This is a genomic window from Streptomyces sp. NPDC058459, assembly GCF_042721685.1.
In the GTDB taxonomy this organism is placed as follows: Bacteria; Actinomycetota; Actinomycetes; order Streptomycetales; family Streptomycetaceae; genus Streptomyces.
Genome location: NZ_JBHXLV010000069.1, coordinates 1 through 19,953, shown reverse-complemented (window position 1 = coordinate 19,953; position 19,953 = coordinate 1). Strand labels below are relative to the sequence as shown.

Annotated in this window: 11 protein-coding genes; 4 read left to right on the top strand and 7 right to left on the bottom strand. The window is 73.8% G+C overall.

Going from position 1 to position 19,953, the window contains the following annotated elements; genetic code table 11:
* Positions 1-25 precede the first annotated feature (25 nt).
* The 7 genes from ACFWN1_RS15565 to ACFWN1_RS15535 all read right to left on the bottom strand — a co-directional run bounded on the left by ACFWN1_RS15565 (position 26) and on the right by ACFWN1_RS15535 (position 14,009).
* On the bottom strand, positions 26-2,242 hold the full coding sequence (locus tag ACFWN1_RS15565) for a CDP-glycerol glycerophosphotransferase family protein (protein WP_384361858.1): 2,217 nt from the start codon (positions 2,240-2,242) through the stop codon (positions 26-28).
* A 6-nt stretch (positions 2,243-2,248) separates the two neighbouring features.
* A complete protein-coding gene (locus ACFWN1_RS15560; RefSeq protein WP_384361855.1) occupies positions 2,249-4,477 on the bottom strand; it encodes a CDP-glycerol glycerophosphotransferase family protein in 2,229 nt (742 codons plus the stop codon).
* Positions 4,478-4,602: 125 nt separating this feature from the next.
* Positions 4,603-6,840, bottom strand: a complete 2,238-nt coding sequence (locus ACFWN1_RS15555; protein WP_384361852.1) for a CDP-glycerol glycerophosphotransferase family protein — start codon at positions 6,838-6,840, stop codon at positions 4,603-4,605.
* 140 nt (positions 6,841-6,980) lie between these two features.
* Positions 6,981-7,898 (bottom strand): carbohydrate ABC transporter permease, encoded by a 918-nt coding sequence (locus ACFWN1_RS15550; RefSeq protein WP_384361850.1) that lies wholly within the window; start codon positions 7,896-7,898, stop codon positions 6,981-6,983.
* Positions 7,895-9,238, bottom strand: a complete 1,344-nt coding sequence (locus tag ACFWN1_RS15545) for a carbohydrate ABC transporter permease (protein WP_384361847.1) — start codon at positions 9,236-9,238, stop codon at positions 7,895-7,897. Before ACFWN1_RS15545 ends, ACFWN1_RS15550 begins: the two co-directional genes overlap by 4 nt.
* A gap of 7 nt (positions 9,239-9,245) precedes the next feature.
* Positions 9,246-10,622 (bottom strand): ABC transporter substrate-binding protein, encoded by a 1,377-nt coding sequence (locus ACFWN1_RS15540; protein WP_384361845.1) that lies wholly within the window; start codon positions 10,620-10,622, stop codon positions 9,246-9,248.
* A gap of 174 nt (positions 10,623-10,796) precedes the next feature.
* On the bottom strand, positions 10,797-14,009 hold the full coding sequence (locus ACFWN1_RS15535) for an FHA domain-containing protein (protein ID WP_384361843.1): 3,213 nt from the start codon (positions 14,007-14,009) through the stop codon (positions 10,797-10,799).
* A 372-nt stretch (positions 14,010-14,381) separates the two neighbouring features.
* Here ACFWN1_RS15535 and ACFWN1_RS15530 point away from each other — a divergent pair, with 372 nt between their 5' ends.
* From ACFWN1_RS15530 to ACFWN1_RS15515, 4 genes are all read left to right on the top strand, one after another.
* Positions 14,382-16,172 (top strand): serine/threonine-protein kinase, encoded by a 1,791-nt coding sequence (locus ACFWN1_RS15530; RefSeq protein WP_384361840.1) that lies wholly within the window; start codon positions 14,382-14,384, stop codon positions 16,170-16,172.
* Positions 16,173-16,303: 131 nt separating this feature from the next.
* Positions 16,304-17,518, top strand: a complete 1,215-nt coding sequence (locus tag ACFWN1_RS15525; RefSeq protein WP_384361838.1) for a serine/threonine-protein kinase — start codon at positions 16,304-16,306, stop codon at positions 17,516-17,518.
* Positions 17,519-17,799: 281 nt separating this feature from the next.
* On the top strand, positions 17,800-18,906 hold the full coding sequence (gene prfB, locus ACFWN1_RS15520) for a peptide chain release factor 2 (protein ID WP_384361835.1): 1,107 nt from the start codon (positions 17,800-17,802) through the stop codon (positions 18,904-18,906).
* A 287-nt stretch (positions 18,907-19,193) separates the two neighbouring features.
* Entirely contained in the window at positions 19,194-19,895 is a 702-nt protein-coding gene (locus ACFWN1_RS15515) for a hypothetical protein (protein ID WP_384361832.1), read from the top strand.
* Positions 19,896-19,953 lie beyond the last annotated feature (58 nt).

Sequence of the window (19,953 nt, the reverse complement as noted above, 5' to 3'; positions counted from 1 at the left end):
GGTGCGGGCGCGCGCCCGCACCGGCTCACCTCGCCCGGGTGAGCCGGTCGCTCCCCGCGGCCGGGCTCGGGATGCGCGCCGTCGCGGTGGCGGGCATCTCCTCGCCGAGCAGCAGGGTGCGCACCACCCGCTCGGCGGCCCGGCCGTCCTCGAACTCGCAGAACCGCGCCCGGAAGCCGGCCCGCAGCGCCGCCGACTCCCCGTCCCGCCAGGTCCCGGCCGCGAACAGCGACGCCAGCTCGCTCTCCGAGCGCGCCACGTGGCCCGGCGGCTGCTCGGTGATGTCCAGATAGGCGCCCCGGCTCGCCCGGAAGGTGTCCCAGTCGTCGGCGAGGACCACGATGGGCCGGTCCAGGCAGGCGTAGTCGAACATGATCGACGAGTAGTCCGTGACCAGGGCGTCCGAGGCGAGCATCACCTCCGCCGCGTCCGGCTCGTCCGTCGCGTCGACCACCACTCGGCGCCGGGCCAGCTCCGAGAGCCCCGCGCCGCGCGCCGGACCTTTGGCCAGCGACGGATGCAGCCGCACCACCAGCGTGTGCTTCTCACCCAGCGCGGCCGCGAACCGGGCCAGGTCGAGCCGGTCCACATGGCCGCCCCGCACATGGTCCCTGCTGGTCGGCGCGTACAGCACCACCGTATGGTCCTCCGGGACGCCGTGCCGGAGCCGGAACTCCCGGCCACGCGTGGCGCCCGCGTCCACCAGCACGTCGTTGCGCGGGCTGCCGGTGCGCACCGAGGTGAAGTGGCAGGGGAAGGCCCGCTCCAGCACCAGCTCCGCGTACCGGCACGCGACCAGGCTGTAGTCCCAGCGGTCCGCCCGGCGCAGCATCCGGGGCACATCGAAACCGAGCCGGGCGCCGGGCCGGTCCAGCAGATCGGAGCCCAGGTGCTTCAGCGGGGTGCCCTGGTGGGTCTGGATGTGCGTGGCACCGGGCCGCTTGACCAGCTCGGAGGGCCAGTTGACGTCGTTGACGAAGTACGAGGCCCGCGCCGTCACCTCCAGATAGCGCCGCGAGCCCACCAGCACGTGGTCGGTGCCGGGCGGCAGCGTCGCCGCCGTCTCCTGGTCCCGGACCACCCACACGCCGTGCAGGCCGGGCGCGATCCGGCGCGCCGCCCGGTAGATCGCCGCCGGGTCGCCGAGCATCCCCCGGTGCGAGGACGCCGAGTACACCACGAGGCCGGGGTCCAGCGGCCGGCGCGACTGCACCGACGACCAGCCCCGGCGGGCCCGGACCCCGACCGCCCTGCGCACCCGCGTGGCGCCCCGGCCGGTGACCCGGCGCGCCTGGCCCGCCCGGCGCCGCAGCAGATACGCGCCGTACGCGCCCTCCAGCACGGCGGTCTCGCCCTCCGCGTCGGCGCCCTCCGGCTTGTGCGCGCGGAACAGCTCGGCCGTGCGGCGGAAGAACTCGGCCCTGTCACCCGGCGGCAGCCGGTCCGGCTTGGCCAGGATGTCCAGGCAGTGCTCGCCCATCTTGCGGTGCAGATACGGCCGCCACCGCCACAGCTCCGGGCGCCCCTCGACGAACGCGAAGACCCGCTCGTACTGGTCGTGCACGTCGAAGTGCTTGCGGCTGGTGGTGGAGAGGATGTTGCCCTGCCTGCGCTGGCGGTAGTGCAGGCAGATCTGGTCCAGGGTGGCGATCCGCCCGGCGCTCAGCATCACCGGGAACGTCCACGGGGTGTCCTCGTAGTAGCCGGGCGGGAACGTGAAGCCGTTCGCCGTCACGAAGTCGCGGCGGTAGACCTTGTTCCACACCACCATCAGCAGGTCGAGGATCTCCGGCCGTTCGGCGGCGTCGAAGGTGCCGTCCCCGGCCGCCAGGACGTGCGCCAGCACATTGCGGCGGGTGCCGCCCCACCAGTAGGTGCGCGCGTAGTCGAAGACCAGCACGTCCGGGTCCCCGGTCTCCGCCAGCCGGCCGGCGACGGCGGCCAGCGCGCCGGGCGTCAGGGTGTCGTCGCTGTCGAGGAAGAGCAGGTAGTCGCCGGTGGCGTGCGGCATACCGGCGTTGCGTGCCCGGCCGAGCCCGACGTTCTCCGGCAGGTGCAGCACCTTCACGCGGGGATCACGCGCGGCGTACTCGTCGAGGATCGCGCCGCAGCCGTCCGGCGAGCGGTCGTCCACGGCGATCACCTCCAGATCGCCGAAGGACTGGTCGAGCACCGAGTCCAGGCACTCGCGCAGGAAGCCCTGCACCTTGAAGCAGGGGACGATGACACTGAAGCGGGGCACGGCGGATCAGCTCCTCACGAGGGTCGCGGCGGCGGGGGCGGGCACACGCTCGGCGAGCGGCACCACCGGCGGCAGCGCCTCGGGCGGCTCACCGAGCAGCACCCGCCGTACGACACGCTCGGCGGCGTGCCCGTCGTCGAACTCGCAGAACCGCTCCCGGAACGCGGCCCGGCGGACGGTGGACTCCTCGTCCCGGTACACGCCGTCGCGGAAGATCCGCGCCAGCTCCTCGGCGGTGCGGGCCACCGGGCCCGGCGCCTCGGCCATCAGGTCGAAGTAGACGCCCCGGGTCTCCCGGTAGACCTCCCAGTCGTCCGCGAACACCACGATCGGCCGGTCCAGGTTGGCGTAGTCGAACATGATCGACGAGTAGTCCGTGACCAGCACGTCCGCCGCCAGGCACACGTCCTCCGCCGAGCGGTGCGCGGTGACGTCGATGATCCGGTCCGAACTCCGGACGAGACCCTCGTCGTAGAAGTAGTGGGCGCGCAGCAGCACCACCACGTCGTCACCCGCCGCCTCGACGAACTCCGCCAGGTCCAGGCCGGACTCGAAGCCGGTCGCGTGGTCGCGGTAGGTGGGCGCGTACAGCACCGCCGTGGCACCCTCCGGGACGCCCAGCTCGCGCCGGACACGGGCCACGTCCGCGGCGGTCGCCGTGCAGTACACGTCGTTGCGCGGATAGCCGTACTCCAGCGCCTCGTAGGAGCCGGGGAAGGCACGCTCCCACATCTGGGTGGAGTGCCGGTTGGAGGAGAGGTTGAAGTCCCAGCGGTCCACCCGGCTCAGCAGCTTGGTGAAGCTGCCCGACCGCGCGGCCACCACCGGGTACGTCGACTGGTCCACGCCCATCTTCTTCAGCGGGGTGCCGTGCTGGGTCTGGAGGTGCACACTGCCCGGCCGTTTGACGACACCCTCGGCGAAGTTGGCGTTGTTGATCAGGTACTTGGCGCTCGCCAGCACCTCCCAGTACCGGCTCGAACCGATCACCACGTGGTCCACGTCCGCCGGCACCGTGTGCGCCTGGTCGGCCGTCACCAGGAAGACCGATTCGATGTGCGGCGCCAGCTCCCGGGCCTTGGCGTGGATCGCGGCCGGGTTGCACGTGTAGCCACGACCCCAGTAGGCGCAGAACACGGCGAGGTCCGGGTCGACGGGGCGGCGCAGCGCGCGGGCGTAGCGCAGCCGGGTGCGCAGCATGCGCGGGCGCGGCACCCTGGCCTTGGCGCCGGTCGTCACCCGGCTTGCGGCGCGCAGCGCGCGGAACGCGGTGTACGCGCCCGAGGCCAGCAGCCGGTGCTGCAGCCCGAGACTGCCGCCGGGCGTGCGGAAGCCCGCCGGGCGGTGCTTGCGGTACAGCTCCGAGGCGCGGCGGAAGAAGGCACGGTGCCCGCCGGCCAGCCGCTCGGGCCGGGACAGGGTCTTCAGCACCGGTGCGAAGAGCTGGTCGAACAGGACCCGGACCCGCTCGGCCGGCAGCCGGCACTCCGTGGCCCGGCTCAGTGCCAGGTCGACCTGGTCCAGCAGCTCGTGCTGGTGCGGTCCCGGCATGTTCAGCCTGCTGCCCTGACGCCGGGCCCGGTGTCGCACGATGGGCCGCCGCAGCACGGCCAGCCGCCCGGCCGCCGCCGTGATCAGCCCGGCCCAGCCGAGGTCGGTGAAGTGACCCTCGGGGAAGCTCAGCTCGTTCTCGATGAGGAAGCCGCGCCGGTAGACCGCGCTCCAGGCGGGCAGCTGCACCCCGGTCAGTTCGGGAGCCTCACCCGGGGTGAAGGCGCCTTGCGGGGCCTTCGCCGGCAGGGGCTTCACCGCCACGGCCGGCTTGCCCTCCCACCACGGCACCCGCTCGTACTCGGCGTGCAGCACGTCGACGCCCGGCGTCTCGGCCAGCCGCTGGTCCAGCGCGGCGAGCGCGCCGGGCAGCAGCAGGTCGTCGCCGTCGAGGAACAGCACGTAATCGCCCGTCGCGGCCAGCAGCCCCGCGTTGCGCGCTCCGCTCAGTCCCGCGGCCGCCGGTGAGTGCACGGGGCGCACGCGCCGGTCGCGCTCGGCGCGTGCGTCGGTCACCGTCGCGGCCGGGGAGTCCGGGGAGTCCGGGGTGTCCGGGGTGTCCGGGGAGTCGAGGACAGGGATCAGTTCCAGATCGCCGAAGGACTGGGAGAGCACCGAGTCCATGGTCTCGGGCAGTCTGCCCGAGACCCCGTGGGAGGGGACGATGATGCTGAAGCGCGGCATGCGTGTCTTTCTGTCGTCTTCCGGGCGTGGCCGGGCCGTCCGACGGGAGAGCAAGGGGCCGGTCGGGCCGGGGTGCGCCGTGTCGCGTCGCGAGGCATGGCCGCACCTGGAAGGTTCAACGGTATTCAGCGGCCGTCGGTGATGGGGGGCGGGCCGGAAGGTTGTGGCACGGACGCGAGCGGCGCCCGGGGCAGGGTCTCCGCAGCGGGCCGCGCCAGCCGTCGCTGAGCGGTCGGGGTCACCGCCGGGAGCCCTGGTGGACCCCCCATCACCACATGTTTCACCACGCGCTCAGCGGCGTTTCCGTCATCGAAGGGGCAGAACCGGTCACGGAACGCGGCCCGCGACCGGGTGGCCTGTTCACTCCGCCACCGGCCGGAGGTGAGCACCTCGATCACCTCGTCCTCGCTGCCCGCAAGGGCTCCGGGCGGGCAGGCCCGCAGGTCGACATAGCTTCCCCGGACGGCGGTGAAGGTCTCCCAGTCGCCGGTGTGCAGCACGACCGGCCGGTCCAGGCCGGCGTAGTCGAACAACAGCGGTGAAAAGTCGGTGAGGAGTACGTCAGAGGCCAGGAACAAGGAGAGAATGTCCGGGTTTCCCCAGGTGTGTACGAGGCGGCCCTCGGTGCGGGGCTGGTCACCCTGCGGCCCGTGCCACAGCAGGACGAACCGCGGGCCCAGGCGGCGCAGCAGCCGTACCGGGTCCAGGGGCGGGGTCTGGGTACGGCGGTGGTCCCGGTGGGCCGGCGCGTAGAGGACGGCGACGGCGCCCTCCGGGACGCCCAGCGTCTCCCGGGCCCGCGCCACCTCCGCCGCGCTGGCGCGCTGGAAGCCGTCGTTCCGCGGGGCGCCGTACTCCAGCACGGAGTAGCGCCCGGGGTAGGCCCGCTCCCAGGTCAGCGTGGCGTGCCTGCTGCCGGAGAGCAGGTGGTCCCACTGGTCGGCCTCGCGCAGCAGCCCGGCGAAGTCCGTCCCGTGCGCGGCCGCCGGGCGCTCCAGCAGGTCGAGGCCGGTGTGCCCGAGCGGGGTGGCATGCCGGGTCTGTACGAAGACCTGGCCGGGCCGCTTGCGCAGGCCGGGCCCGAAGCCGTCGTCGTGCACCAGGTACTTCGCGCGGGCCAGGGCCGTCCAGCAGGCGGCCGTGCCGGGGCGCAGCCGGGCCGCGCCGGCGGGCGCCGCGGGGCCGTCGATCCACGCGGTGCGCACCTGCGGGGCGTGCGTGTGGAAGGCGGCCTCCAGGGCGCGCGGGTCGCGGCCGTGCTCCCGGGTGGGCCCGGCGGCGAACAGGGCGTGGTCGGCCCGCAGCGGCAGCCGGCGCTGCACCCGGTAGTGCAGGCGCAGGGCGGCCGCCCGCAGGGCCCCCGTCCACCGTCCGGCCACCGCGTGTACGTGACGGCGCAGCGCGGCCGCGAGGCGCAGGGTGCGCAGGGTGCGGTGCAGGCCGTGCCGGACCAGGGCGCGGCGCAGGCCCGGGGGTACCGGGGTGCTGGGGGTGCGGTGGCGGCGGCAGTGGGCGCGGGCCCGGCGCAGGAAGGCGGCGTGACTGCCGCGCGGCAGCCGGTCCCGGCGGGTGGCGACGGTGGTGAGGTGGTCGAGCATCCGGGCGTACAGCTCCGGCCGCCAGCGTTCGAGCTCCGGTCTTGCGCCGAGGTACGCGAACACCCGGTCGTACTGGTCGAACACGTCGAAGTGGCGGGGGCTGGTGGTGCGCAGGATGCTGCCCCGGTGGCGCTGGCGGTAGTGCACGCAGACCCGGTCCAGCGTGGCGATCGAGCCGGCCGCCATCAGCACCGGGAAGGTCCAGGGGGTGTCCTCGTAGAAGCCCGGCGGGAAGGCGAAGCCCTCGCGGGTGACGAACTCCCTGCGGTACGCCTTGTTCCACGCCACCATCAGCACCCGCAGCAGCCCCGGCCGGGCGGCCAGGGTGAAGGGGGCCGGGCCGTCCTCGGTGAGCCGGTCCGCGAGCCGGTTGCGCAGGATGGTGCCGTCCCAGTGGGTGCGGGCGTAGTCGAAGACCAGGACGTCCGGCTCACCGGTGCGCGCGACGCGGTCCGCGACGGCGCGCAGGGTGTGCGGGGTGAGGGTGTCGTCGCCGTCGAGGAAGAGCAGGTAGTCGCCGCGCGCCTCTTCGATGCCGGCGTTGCGGGCCGGGCCGAGGCCCCGGTTCTCCGGAAGGTGCACGGCCCGCACGCGGGCGTCGCGGGCCGCGTACTCGTCGATGATCGCGCCGCAGCCGTCCGGCGAGCGGTCGTCCACCGCGATCAGTTCGAGGTCCGGATACGACTGCGAGAGCACCGAGTCCAGGCACTCGGCTAGGTACGCCTGCACCTCGTACGCGGGGACGATGACGCTGAACCTGGGCAAGGCACATCCATGGGTCGGTCGGCACGGGCCTTCTGCCCTGCAACGGCCGTCCGGACGAGTTGGTCACGGCTCCTACGGCATACGGGGGAAGCCCGGGGGAGAGGCGATGACTCCCCCGGGCAACACCTTCGCGGTGAGGACTACTTGACGGCTCCCGCCATCACCCCGGACACGAACTGCCGCTGGAAGGCGAAGAACACGGCCAGCGGGATCACCATCGACAGGAACGCGCCGGGCGCGAGCACGTCGATGTTGTTGCCGAACTGGCGTACCTGCGTCTGGAGCGCCACCGTGACCGGCTGGGAGCCGGACTTGGTGAACACCAGTGCCACCAGCATGTCGTTCCACACCCACAGGAACTGGAAGATGCCGAGGCTCGCGATGGCGGGCGCGCCGAGCGGCAGCACCACCCGGGCGAACAAACGGAGTTCACCCGCGCCGTCCAGCCGCGCCGCCTCCAGCAGCTCGCGCGGGATCTGCGCGAAGAAGTTCCGCAGCAGGAACACCGCGAACGGCAGCCCGAACCCGATGTGGAACAGCACCACGCCGAGGATCGAGCCGAACAGCCCGATCTCGCCGAAGAGTTCCGCGATCGGGATCAGCGCCACCTGCACCGGCACCACCAGCAGCGCGACCACGCCGAGGAACCACCAGTCGCGGCCGGGGAACTCCATCCACGCGAACGCGTAGGCGGCCAGCGAGCCGATCACCACCACGCCGAGCGTCGCCGGGACCGTGATCAGCACGGTGTTGACCAGCGAGTGGGTGATGTCGCCGTTCTCCAGCAGCTTGCCGTAGCTCTCGAAGGTGAGCTTCGACGGCTCGGTGAACACCGTCCACCAGCCGCTCGCGTTCATGTCCTCCGGCGAGCGCAGCGAGGAGATCAGCAGCCCGACCGTCGGCACCAGCCAGAACAGGGCCACCACGACCAGGGCGAACTGGATCAGCCCGCCGCCCAGTCCCTCGACCAGCCGGGCGCCCAGCGAGCGCAGGCCCCGCGCGCCGGCGCGGGCGGGCAGCCCGCGCACCCGTCCCGCGCTCTCGGTGTGCGTGCTCATCGCCCGCCCTCCCGCCGCAGCCTGCGGATGTTGAACAGCATCACCGGGATCACCAGCAGCAGCAGGAACACCGCGATGGCGCTGGCCACCCCGGGCCGCCCCTCGGAGAAGCCCTTGCGGTACAGCTCCAGCGCCAGCACGTTCGCGTCGTCCTGGGACGAGCCCGGCGCGATGATGTAGACGAGGTCGAACACCTTCAGCACGTTGATCATCAGCGTGACGGCGACGACCGCGAGCACCGGCGCCAGCAGCGGCACGGTCACCTTGCGGAACACCTGCCACTCACCGGCGCCGTCCACCCGCGCCTGCTCCAGCAGCTCCCTCGGCACCCCGGCGAGCCCCGCCGCGATCAGCACCATGGCGAAGCCCGCCCACATCCAGACGTAGGAGCCGATGATCGCCGGGGTGACCAGGGCCGGCCCGAGCCAGTCGACGCCGTTGTACGCCTCCCTGAAGTTGGCCGCCGGGAGCCGCAGTCGGGCCCCGTCCGCCGAGGCGGGCAGCGTGAAGGTGCCGTCACCGGACGCCTTCGCCGAGGCCACCACCTCGCCGTCCTTCACGGCCTCGACACGCATCCCGGCGTACCCGCGCTCGGTCGGGTCCGGCGCCCCGAGCTTCCCGACGCCCTTGCCCCGGGTGAAGTCCTGCCAGACCGTACCGGTGACCTTCCCCGGCTCCGGCCGGGCCGCCACCGCCCGCTCGGCGCCGTCCGGGAACTGGTCCGGGGCCACGCCGACCATCGGCAGCGCGACCGGGGTGCCCGCCCTCACCGGGTCCTTGGTGAGGAAGGCGCCGCCCTGTCCCGCCAACGGCGACTCGCGGCCGGGGTGCGCCTTCGGGAACGCCGACGCCTGGGCGAAGGAGTCGTGCACCCCGACCCACACCGCGTTGGCGACCCCCTTGTCCGGGTCCTGGTCGTACACCAGCCGGAAGATGATCCCGGCCGCCAGCATCGAGATCGCCATCGGCATGAAGACGACCAGCTTGAACGCCGTTCCCCAGCGCACCCGTTCGGTCAGTACGGCGAAGACCAGGCCGAGCGCGGTGGAGACGGTGGGCGCGGACACCACCCAGATGACGTTGTTCTTGAGTGCGGTGCGGATGCCGTCGTCGGTGAACAGCGCCTGGTAGTTGTCGAATCCGGCGAACCGGTCGCCCGAGGAGTCGTAGAGACTGCGGACGACCGAGTACCCGATCGGGTAGAGCACGAGCGCGCCGAGCAGCACCAGGGCGGGCAGCAGGAAGAGCGCCGCCACCACCTTGCGCGTCCCGGTCACGCTCCTGCGGCTCTTCGGCGCGGCCGGGCCCACGGGGTCTCCGGCCGCCGCTGCCGATGCCATGACCGGATCAGCCCCCGTTCCCGTACGCGGCCGCCGCGTCCTTCTCCAGCCTCGCCTGGGTGCCCGCGACGTCCTTCGGGTTCTTCAGGAAGTCCTGGAGGTCCTTCCACTCGCCCTTGCCGGGCGTGCCGCCGAACGCCTGCGGCGCCTGGTCGGACATGTCGAACCGGAAGTCGTCGCCGGACTTGATGAGGGCCTTGGCGATGGTGCGCTGGGTGTCGTTCGGGTAGGCCGAGTCCGGCACGTTCTTGTTCGGCGAGAGATAGCCGCCGAGCTTGGCCTGAACCGTCGCCGCGTCCGGGGACGCCAGGAAGGTCGCCAGCGCCTGGGCGCCCCTGGAGTCCTTCAGGATCACCGCCGCGTCACCGCCGGAGACCACCGGCGCGGTCGAGCCGACCGACGGGAACGGGAACACCCTGGCGTCCGCGCCCACCTTCGCCTTGGTCTCACCGATGTTGACCTGCGCGAAGTCGCCCTCGTAGACCATCGCGGCCTTGGGCTGGTCGCCGCCGGTGAAGGTCTGGGTCACCGACGCCGGGAACTCGGTCTGCAGCGCGCCGTCCGCGCCGCCCGCCACATAGTCCTTCTTGGCCCAGATCTGGGCGAGCGTGGTGAGCGCCTGCTTCACCGAGGGGTCGGTCCACTTGATCTCGTGCTTGGCGAGCTGGTCGTACTTCTCCGGGCCCGCCTGGGAGAGATAGACGTTCTCGAACCAGTCGGTCAGCGTCCAGCCGTCCGCGCCGCCCACCGAGAAGGGGGTGACACCGGAGTCGTACACCGCCTGAGCGGTCGTCAGCAGCTCGGCCCAGGTCTTCGGCTCCTTGGCGCCCGCGTTCTCCAGGACGGGCGCGTTGTACCAGATCAGCGACTTGTTGGCGGCCTTGTAGTAGACGCCGTACGGTTTGCCGTCGACCTTGCCGATGTCCTGCCAGCCGGCCGAGTAGTTCTTCGACAGCTCCCGCACGGCGTCCGGGCCGAGCGGTTTGGCCCACTTCTTCCCGACCGCCTGCCTGACGGCGCCCGGCTGCGGCAGCAGCGCCACGTCCGGCGGCTGCCCGCCCGCGATCTTCGAGCCCAGGAAGTTGATGATCGGGTCCTGCGCGGGCACGAACGTCACCTTCGCGCCCGTACGCTTCTCGAACTCCGCGAGGACCTTCTTGAAGTTGGCCTGCTCGGCACCCGTCCAGACGGCGGCGACCTCGAGTCGCGTGCCGTTCAGCTTCGGCAGGGTGACCGTAGAGCCGGTGGCTCCACCGCTCTCGTCGGCGTCCTTCTTCCCCTCGTCACCGCCGGAGCAGGCGGTGAGCGTCAGGGCCCCCGCCAGCAGCGCGGCGACGGCGGCGCCGGCCCGGCGCCCTCGGATGGTGTCGCTCGGCTTGCGCATCACTTCCCCGTTCGTCGTTCTCCGTTGAACGCCTGAACTCTGCGTGTGCGCTCCGGTGTACGCCGGGCCGTCCCGGTGCGGCAAGAGCACCCGCACGCTCCGGCCACTCATCGTGACCGGCTCGTGACCGTCGGGGTATGCGCGCCGGAGAGGGGGAATTCCAGTGCCCTTCGGTCAGAGCAGTGAGGGCACCTGACCGGCCGACACCTGGCGGGCCGCCCGCTCCACCGCGCTCGCCAGCAGGGCCAGGTCGGTGGGGCCGTTGCCCAGCTCGCGCACCGGGCGCCGGGCCGGGGGGTCGCCCATCCGCTGCCAGTCCAGCGGCAGCACGGTCGGCCGCTGGGTCGCGGTGCGCGGGATACGGCCCGTCACCCGGCCGCCCTGCACCCCGGTGACCCTGCCGTCCGGGTACGAGAGCACCCCGCGCCCCGGCGCCGGTTCGCCCTCCGCGCCCCGCTCGGCCGGGCCCGTACCGCGTCCGCCGGGCGGCGCGTCCAGCGTCACCCGCAGCGTGGCCCGCCGCGCCGGTTCCGTCTCCGCCGCGCGCCCGCCCGCGCCGGACGCGGTAACCAGGTGCACGCCGAGCCGCTCGCCCTCGCGGGCCACCGCCTCCAGCGCCCGGACCACCGACCCGGCGGCGGGCCGGCCCGGGGAACCCAGGGCCGGGGAGACCAGCGCGTCCAGGTCGTCGACGACCACCACCAGGCGGGGCAGCGGTGGCGCCGCCTCGGTGTGCCGCCGGGCGGCACCGGGCCGCAGCCGCAGCGTGGAGCTGGGCAGCGCCTCCAGGTCACCGTCGCCCGCGCCGCGTCCGCCGGTGCCGCGCTGGGCGATCATCCGGCCGGACACCTCGTGCGCGGTGTGCCAGTGCGCGAAGTCGGTCAGCCCGACCAGTTCCGCCCGCCGCTTCAGCTCCGCGCTCAGCGACTGCGCGAACTCCCGCATGCGCACGGGGTCGTTGGCGATCAGATGGGTGGTCACATGCGGGATGTCGGTGCAGGAGCGCAGCCCCTCGCCGACCCCGGCCGCCGTGCCGACGCCGTCCCGGCCGTCGATCAGCACCATGCCGAGCCGGTCCGGGCGCTCGGCGGCGGCCAGCGACGCCACCACCGCCCGCAGCAGCTCCGTACGGCCGCTGCCGGGCGGGCCCTCTACCAGCAGATGCGGGCCGTCGGCCACCAGGTCGGCGGTCACCGGGCCGCGTGGACCGGCGCCCAGCACCGCGCGGGCCCGGCCGCCCATCGACTCGGTGTCGTCGGCCGCGTCGGCCCAGCGGGCCATCAGCGAGGCCGGGGTGGCACGGGCCAGCCCCAGTTCGTCCAGCAGCCGGGCCGACAGCGGCAGCGGCACGGCCACGCGCGCGTGCCGGTCGTCGTCGGGGGCGTCCGGGCGCAGCGGGGCCAGCGCCCGCGCGAACCGCTCCGCCCAGGCCGCCGACACGGCGTCCACGGCGGCGAGAGTGCCCGGCCCCACCGGACCGGTCGGCGCCACCCGCATCAGCCGCAGCGCGGTGGCCACGTCCCCGCTGAGCACCGCCACCGAGCCGCACTCCCGGAAGGTGGGCGTCACCGCGCAGGCCGCCTCGTAGGTCTCCCCGAGCGGGGAGGCGGGGGAGGCGGGCGCGGTCTCGGCCAGGCACACCACGTGCACCCCGGCGCGCGGTCCGCCCACCGCCAGCCGCGCCACGTCCTCCCGCAGCGCCGAGCCGCCGGGATCGCCGTCCACCACGACCACCGTGTACGGCCCCGGATGTCCGTCGGAACCGGGCCGGAAGACGGCAGGGTCCGCGCCGCTCTCGACCCGGCGCAGCAGCTCCCCGGTACGGGCCGCCGCCTGCTCGCGGTCGTAGGCCAGCAGCAGCCGGCAGTCCTGGCCGTGGCCCGGCCGCACGTGCGGCAGCCAGCCCAGCCACGACCACTCGGCGGTGCGCTCCTCCACCGAGCGGGAGCGGTCCGCGCTGATCAGCACGATCTCCAGCAGGCCGGGGGAGTGCAGCGCGGCGAGCTGGGCCAGCACCGAGCGGGCCAGCCCGGCGAGCCGGGGGCGCGGACCGGCCAGGCCGAGGGCCCCCGCCTCCCGCAGCGCGGTCGTCACCGGCACCGCGGGCAGCGCCGAGCCGTCCGGCGCGGTCCGGTCGGCGGTGCCGAGCCGCACGGCCAGCGCCTCGTGGTGCCCCGGCCCCCGCTCCCACAGCCGGGGGCCCGGACCCAGTGCCGTCAGCAGCAGCGCGGCCGGGTCGGGCCAGGTCTCCGGGCGCCGGAACGCCTCGGGCACGGCGAAGGAGGTGGTCTCGGGGTACGGGGCCGGCTCGTCCGGGGCCTGCCCGGCGCGGGTGCCGGTCAGCTTGCGCGCCCAGGCGCCTATGCCGCCCCGGCGCCGGGCCGCGGGGAGGTCGGTGCCCGGTACGGGGACGCCCTTGCGGGAGGGGGAGTCCAGTGCGTCGGGGTGGGCGTCGTCGGGCCGGTGGCCGGGGTGGGTGTCGTGCTCCCGGTACGGGCCGGAGAGGTGGTGCGGGGCGCCGCTCTCGATGCGCGGCGCCCGGCCCTGCCCGGGTACGACGGTTCGCGTCATGCGCTCCGCGCCGATCCGGCCGGCCGTGCCGTAGGCGTGCCCGGTCGGGCCGTCCGGGGCGTCCGGGCCTTCTGGGCCTGCCTGGGCCGGTGCCGGGGCGGTGTCCGTGGTCTCCCAGGGGCGGGCGTCCGGGTCGTCCCCGAGGGGCACCCGGACACAGCCCTCCCCGTCCGGCACCGTGCGCACCCGGGCTCCGGGTCCCCCCGACGGGGTCACCCTGAGGGCCGATTCACCCAGGCGCAGCAGGCCGCCCGACGGGAAGCGCAGGGGACGGCCGGTGACCCGGACGCCGTCCAGCGTGGTGCCGTTGGTGGAGTCCAGGTCGGTCACCGAGACGCGGCCCCCCGCGGTGACGTCGACCGAGCAGTGCAGCCGGGACACGTCGGGGTCGTCCAGGGGTACGTCGGCTTCGGCGGAGCGGCCCACCGTTATCCGGCCGCCGTGCAGCAGATGGACCCCGCCCGCGTCCGGGCCCGCGACCACATGGAGCTGGGTCGGGGTGTCGTCCAGCTCGGGATGCGGCTCCGGGGCCGCCGGGGCGCCCAGCGACAGCACCGCGCCGTCGACCAGCGGGGGTTCGCCGAGGGTGTGGCGGCGCGGGTCCAGGCGGTCCGGGCCCGCGTACAGCACGACTTGCGCACCGCCGCCGCCGTCCCGGCCGGCCCCGCTCTCCCCGGTGGCCGCCGAGGCCAGCGCGGGCGCCACCGCCGCCAGCTCGGTACCCGTGGGCGCCGTGACCAGCACGTCGCGCGTCGCGGCGCCACCCCGCATCGGGGACGCGCCCAGCGGATCTACGACGGTCAGCCGGATCTGCATCGCCGTCAGCGGTCCCTTCTGCCCGGCCGCGGAGATCCCCCGCTCCGCATGGGCACGTAGGCCAGTACTGAAGGCATCCTCGCACCTGTCGCGGCCCTCCCGCCCGCGTCCCGGTACCAAGTGATCTTGATTGGTCAGCTCTGCCCCCAAAAGTGCCTGAGCGGTAACGCGGCGGCGGTCACTTGAGATCGGTCACGTACGGGAACCGGCAACCGGTGGACCCGAGGTGAGCGTCTTTCCTCCGAACACGGGCGAACGCGTACCGCGGGCCGCGCGTAGTACACGAGGGGCGGCTCCGGGACGGGCCATTACAGTGGTCGGAACGCCGGAACACCGGCGAGACAAGCCAGCCAGCAGCAGGGAGCGCGTGACGTGCGGCCAGTCGGCAGCAAGTACCTGCTCGAGGAGCCGCTCGGACGCGGCGCCACGGGCACCGTCTGGCGCGCGAGCGTGGGGGTCCCCCCCGGCGCGCGGCCTGTCGGAACTCCCCCGGGGAGGGAGACGGAAGGCGCCGAGGCGGCCGTGGCGGGCCGGCCCGGCGAGAAGGTCGCCATCAAGGTCCTCAAGGAGGAACTGGCGAGCGACCCGGACATCGTGATGCGCTTCCTGCGCGAGCGGTCCGTACTGCTCCGGCTCACCCATCCCAACATCGTCCGGGTCCGCGACCTGGTCGTCGAGGGCGATCTGCTGGCGCTCGTCATGGACCTCGTCGAGGGCCCCGACCTGCACCGCTACCTGCGCGAGAACGGCACCTTCTCGCCCGTCGCCGCCTCCCTGCTCACCGCCCAGGTCGCCGACGCGCTCGCCGCCAGCCACGCCGACGGCGTCGTCCACCGCGACCTGAAGCCCGCCAACGTGCTGCTGCGCCAGTACGACGGCCGGATGTACCCGATGCTGACCGACTTCGGCATCGCCCGGCTGGCCGACTCACCCGGCCTGACCCGCACCCACGAGTTCGTCGGCACCCCCGCCTACGTCGCCCCGGAGTCCGCCGAGGGCCGCCCGCAGACCTCCGCCGTCGACATCTACGGCGCCGGCATCCTGCTGTACGAGCTGGTCACCGGGCGTCCGCCGTTCTCCGGCGCCACCGCCCTGGAGGTGCTGCACCAGCACCTGAGCGCCGAGCCGCGCCGCCCCTCCACGATCCCCGACCCGCTGTGGACGGTCATAGAGCGCTGCCTGCGCAAGAACCCGGGGCAGCGGCCCAGCGCCGAGAACCTCGCCCACGCCCTGCGCGTGGTCGCCGAGGGGGTCGGGGTGCACGCGAGCCCGGCCCGGATCGCCGCGGCCGAGGGCGTCGGCGCCCTCCTCGCACCCGACCCCGCCCCGGCCCCCGTACCTGACGTGCCCGACACCAACTCCGCCACCCAGGTGCTGCCTCCGAACGCCGCCCGGGGGACGTACGACCCCAACGCGGCCACCAGCTTCCTCCCGCACACCGGTGGCCCGCACGGCGCCGCCGACCCGACCACCGTGCTCCCCAGCACCGGCGCGGGCGGCGACCCCACCACGGTCATGCCCCCGGTGCCCCAGGGCCGGCCCGGCCAGTACGACCAGCAGGACCCCTACGGGCAGAACCGGCAGGACGACCCCTACGGGCAGAACCGGCAGGACCCCGACCAGCCGCACCCCTGGCAGACCCAGCTCCGCGCCGCCCGCGACCGCAACGAGCAGACCCAGGTCCAGTACCTCGACCCGGACGAGGACCCGCTGCGCCGTCGCCCCCAGCGGCAGGCCGCCCGCCCCCAGCACCAGCCCCAGCAGCCGCGTCAGCCGCAGCCGCAGCAGCGCCCGCAGCCCCGGCGCTCCACCCCGCAGCCGCAGCCGCAGCCGCAGCAGTACGCCCCGCAGCCCCAGCCCCAGCAGTACGCCCCGCAGCCGCAGCGGTACGCCCCGCCGGAGCCGCAGCGGCCGGCGCGCGAGCCCCGCGCGCCCCGGCAGCGCGGCGCCAACCCGATGAAGATCCCCGGCCTCGGCTGCCTCAAGGGCTGCCTGTTCACGATCGTCATCCTGGTCGTCGCCGGCTGGCTGGTCTGGGAGCTGACCCCGCTGCACACCTGGGTCGGCCAGGGCAAGGGCTACTGGGACCAGCTCAGCGCCTGGGCCGGCTCCATCTCCGACTGGGTCAAGAACCTGGACGGCTCCACGGGCGGCGGTAACTGAAGGGCCGCCCGCGGAGCCGGTTCTGGGGACTTGTCGACACCCAGCGGGTGATTTCCGGCTCCGCGGTGAAGGCGGCCCCGCCGGGCGCGTAGTTTTGTCGACCGGGGCAACACGCGTCTGTAGGAGCAGTCTTGGCACGGAAGATCGGCAGCCGGTACACCGCCAACCAGATCCTGGGACGGGGCAGCGCCGGGACAGTGTGGCTGGGCGAGGGGCCGGACGGCCCCGTCGCCATCAAGATGCTGCGCGAGGACCTCGCCTCCGACCAGGAGCTGGTCGGCCGCTTCGTGCAGGAGCGCACCGCGCTGCTCGGTCTCGAACACCCCCACATCGTCACCGTCCGGGACCTGGTGGTCGACGGCAACGACCTCGCCCTGGTCATGGACATCGTCCGGGGCACCGACCTGCGCACCCGCCTGGAGCGCGAGCGCCGGCTCGCGCCCGAGGCCGCGGTGGCGATCGTCGCCGACGTCGCGGACGGCCTCGCCGCGGCGCACGCCGCGGGCGTCGTCCACCGGGACGTCAAGCCCGAGAACATCCTCCTCGACATGCGCGGCCCGCTCGGCCCCGGCGGCGCCCACCCGGCGCTGCTCACCGACTTCGGCGTGGCCAAGCTCATCGACTCCCCCCGGCGCACCCGCGCCACGAAGATCATCGGCACCCCGGACTACCTCGCCCCCGAGATCGTCGAGGGCCTGCCCCCGCGCGCCGCCGTCGACATCTACGCCCTGGCAACCGTCCTCTACGAGCTGCTCGCCGGCTTCACCCCCTTCGGCGGCGGCCACCCCGGCGCGGTGCTCCGCAGACACGTCACCGAGACCGTCGTGCCGCTGCCCGGCATCCCCGAGGAGCTGTGGCAGCTCATCGTCCAGTGCCTCGCCAAGGGCCCCGCCTCCCGGCTGCGTGCCTCAGAACTCGCCGCCCGCCTGCGCGAACAGCTGCCGGCCCTGACAGGTATCCCCCCGCTCGAAGTGGACGAGCCCGACCCCGAGACCGCCCCGGAGGGCCCCCCGGCACCGCCGCCCACCGAGGAACCGGTCCGCCGCCGGGGCGCGGTCGCCCTGGTCCCCGGCGCCAAGCCCGACTCCAACCGCGACACCCACACCTCCATGCGCGTCCCCGCCCCCGACGAACTGGCCGGCGGCGCCCACGGAACGGCCCGCGCCCCACGTCCTTCCGGAGCCCCCCGTCCCGGCTCGGCCCGCCACCGGGCAGCGGCCCGGCGCCGCAAACTCACCCTCACCGTCGCGGGCACCCTCCTGGCGGCCGCGGTCGGCTACGGGGTGTGGGCCACCTCCACCGACGACACCCCGCCCCAGGACGTCCAGACGACATCGACCCCCTGACCGCCTGAGACTCCGCCCCGGCCCCACCCGTCTCGGCAGGCACTGAGCGGGGGACGGAAAGGGACGCGGGCGCCAGGGGGCCCTGAGAGCAGCGCTGGGAACCATCCAGCCGAGGCCGGCCGTCATCCAGCCCGTCCGGCGTTCGAGGACGAGGCCCCGCAGGGGCCGGCAGCGGAGTCCGGGGGCGGCAGCCCCCGGTACGCCGGGAGTGACACCCCGCATCACCGTGGTCCAGCCGGCCGAGGACCGACCGCACCCGGCGGAGCCGTTACGCTGGGGGCGTGGCAGTCGTCGATGTATCCGAAGAGCTGAAGTCCCTCTCCTCGACCATGGAGTCGATCGAGGCCGTCCTGGACCTCGACAGGCTGAGGGCAGACATCGCCGTGCTCGAGGAGCAGGCGGCCGCGCCGTCCCTCTGGGACAACCCGGACGAGGCGCAGAAGATCACCAGCAAGCTCTCCCACCTCCAGGCCGAGGTCAGGAAGGCGGAGACGCTGCGCGGCCGGATCGACGATCTCACCGTGCTCTTCGAGATGGCCGAGGAGGAGGACGACCCGGACACCCTCGCCGAGGCCGAGTCCGAGCTGGTCGCGGTGAAGAAGGCGCTGGACGAGATGGAGGTCCGCACCCTCCTGTCCGGCGAGTACGACTCCCGCGAGGCGCTGGTCAACATCCGCGCCGAGGCGGGCGGCGTGGACGCCGCCGACTTCGCCGAGCAGCTCCAGCGCATGTACCTGCGCTGGGCCGAGCGCCACGGCTACAAGACGGAGATCTACGAGACGTCGTACGCCGAGGAGGCCGGCATCAAGTCGACCACCTTCGCCGTGCAGATCCCGTACGCGTACGGCACGCTCTCGGTCGAGCAGGGCACGCACCGCCTGGTGCGCATCTCGCCGTTCGACAACCAGGGGCGCCGTCAGACCTCCTTCGCGGGCGTCGAGGTGCTTCCGGTCGTGGAGCAGACCGACCACGTCGAGATCGACGAGTCGGAACTGCGGGTCGACGTGTACCGCTCCTCGGGCCCCGGCGGCCAGGGCGTGAACACGACGGACTCCGCGGTCCGCCTCACCCACCTCCCCACGGGCATCGTCGTCTCCTGCCAGAACGAGCGCTCCCAGATCCAGAACAAGGCCACGGCCATGAACGTGCTCCAGGCCAAGCTGCTGGAGCGGCAGCGCCAGGAGGAGCGGGCCAGGATGGACGCCCTCAAGGGCGACGGCGGTAGTTCCTGGGGCAACCAGATGCGTTCGTACGTCCTGCACCCTTACCAGATGGTCAAGGATCTGCGCACCGAGTTCGAGGTCGGCAACCCGCAGTCCGTGCTCGACGGCGAGATCGACGGCTTCCTGGAGGCCGGAATTCGCTGGCGCAAGCAGCAGGACAAGTAAGTCCGTCGACATGACAACCTAAGGCAACTGCCGTCCAACGGGCGGCAGTTGTCCTATATCTCGGGTTCCGGGTCACAGTCACGTCAATCAACTCCCGGCAAACGCCGCCCCCCAGGACATCGCGCCCGCAACGACCTTGACGTTCCCTAGAAAAATGGGAAGGGTGAAGCGCGGCATGCGCATGTCCGGGGCGCTTGTGAACCGGGGGAACGTCAGCCGCCCCCGTCGAGCACGGCAGGCCCCACCGCGCCGCCACATCGACAACAGCTACTGGGGGTAGCAGACATATGACGAGGAAGACGCGCGTTCGCGTCGCACGTATAGCCACCGGCGCCGTGATGGCCGTCGGCGCTTCCCTGGCTGCCGCGGGCGTCGCCTCGGCAGCGGGCATCGGCGTCGACGCCGGGCCACTCAGCGTGAGCGCGAAGACAGGTGACGACCCGATCTGCGACGTCGTCGCCGACCCGGAGTGCCCGACCGACCCGGGTACGCCCACCGACCCGGGTACGCCCACCGACCCCGGCACCCCGACCGACCCCGGCACCCCGACCGACCCCGGCACCCCGACCGACCCGGGTACGCCGACCGACCCCGGCACGCCGACCGACCCGGGTACGCCCACGGACCCCGGCACGCCGACCGACCCGGGTACGCCGACCGACCCCGGCACGCCCAGCGACCCGGGCACCCCCACCGACCCTGGTGTCCCGACCGACCCGGGCTCGGACGGCGGCACCACCGGTGGCCCCGGCACCATCCCGGACGGCGGCGCCAACGACAGCGTTCCCCAGGAGGAGGGCACCTCCGCCCTCACCGACACCGGCTCGGACACCTCGGCGCAGCAGGCCGGCGACGGCAAGCAGCTGGCCGAGACCGGTGCCGGGCAGACCGCGTTCCTGATCGTGGGCGCCGCGACGATGATCGCGGGCGGCGTCGCCTTCCGCGTCCTGCCGCGGCTGGCGGACAACCGCGGCGGCACAGCCGCCTGAAGCTAGCCCGACCGTCACTCCACGCCATCGCGCGGTGGAGACGACACGGAAAAGGGCC

Coding starts and splice junctions, on each gene's coding strand:
- ACFWN1_RS15560 (WP_384361855.1), bottom strand. CDS start 4,477: ATGCCGCGCTTCAGCATCATCGTCCCCTCCCACGGGGTCTCGGGCAGA.
- ACFWN1_RS15550 (WP_384361850.1), bottom strand. CDS start 7,898: ATGAGCACGCACACCGAGAGCGCGGGACGGGTGCGCGGGCTGCCCGCC.
- ACFWN1_RS15545 (WP_384361847.1), bottom strand. CDS start 9,238: ATGGCATCGGCAGCGGCGGCCGGAGACCCCGTGGGCCCGGCCGCGCCG.
- ACFWN1_RS15540 (WP_384361845.1), bottom strand. CDS start 10,622: ATGCGCAAGCCGAGCGACACCATCCGAGGGCGCCGGGCCGGCGCCGCC.
- ACFWN1_RS15535 (WP_384361843.1), bottom strand. CDS start 14,009: ATGCAGATCCGGCTGACCGTCGTAGATCCGCTGGGCGCGTCCCCGATG.
- ACFWN1_RS15515 (WP_384361832.1), top strand. CDS start 19,194: ATGACGAGGAAGACGCGCGTTCGCGTCGCACGTATAGCCACCGGCGCC.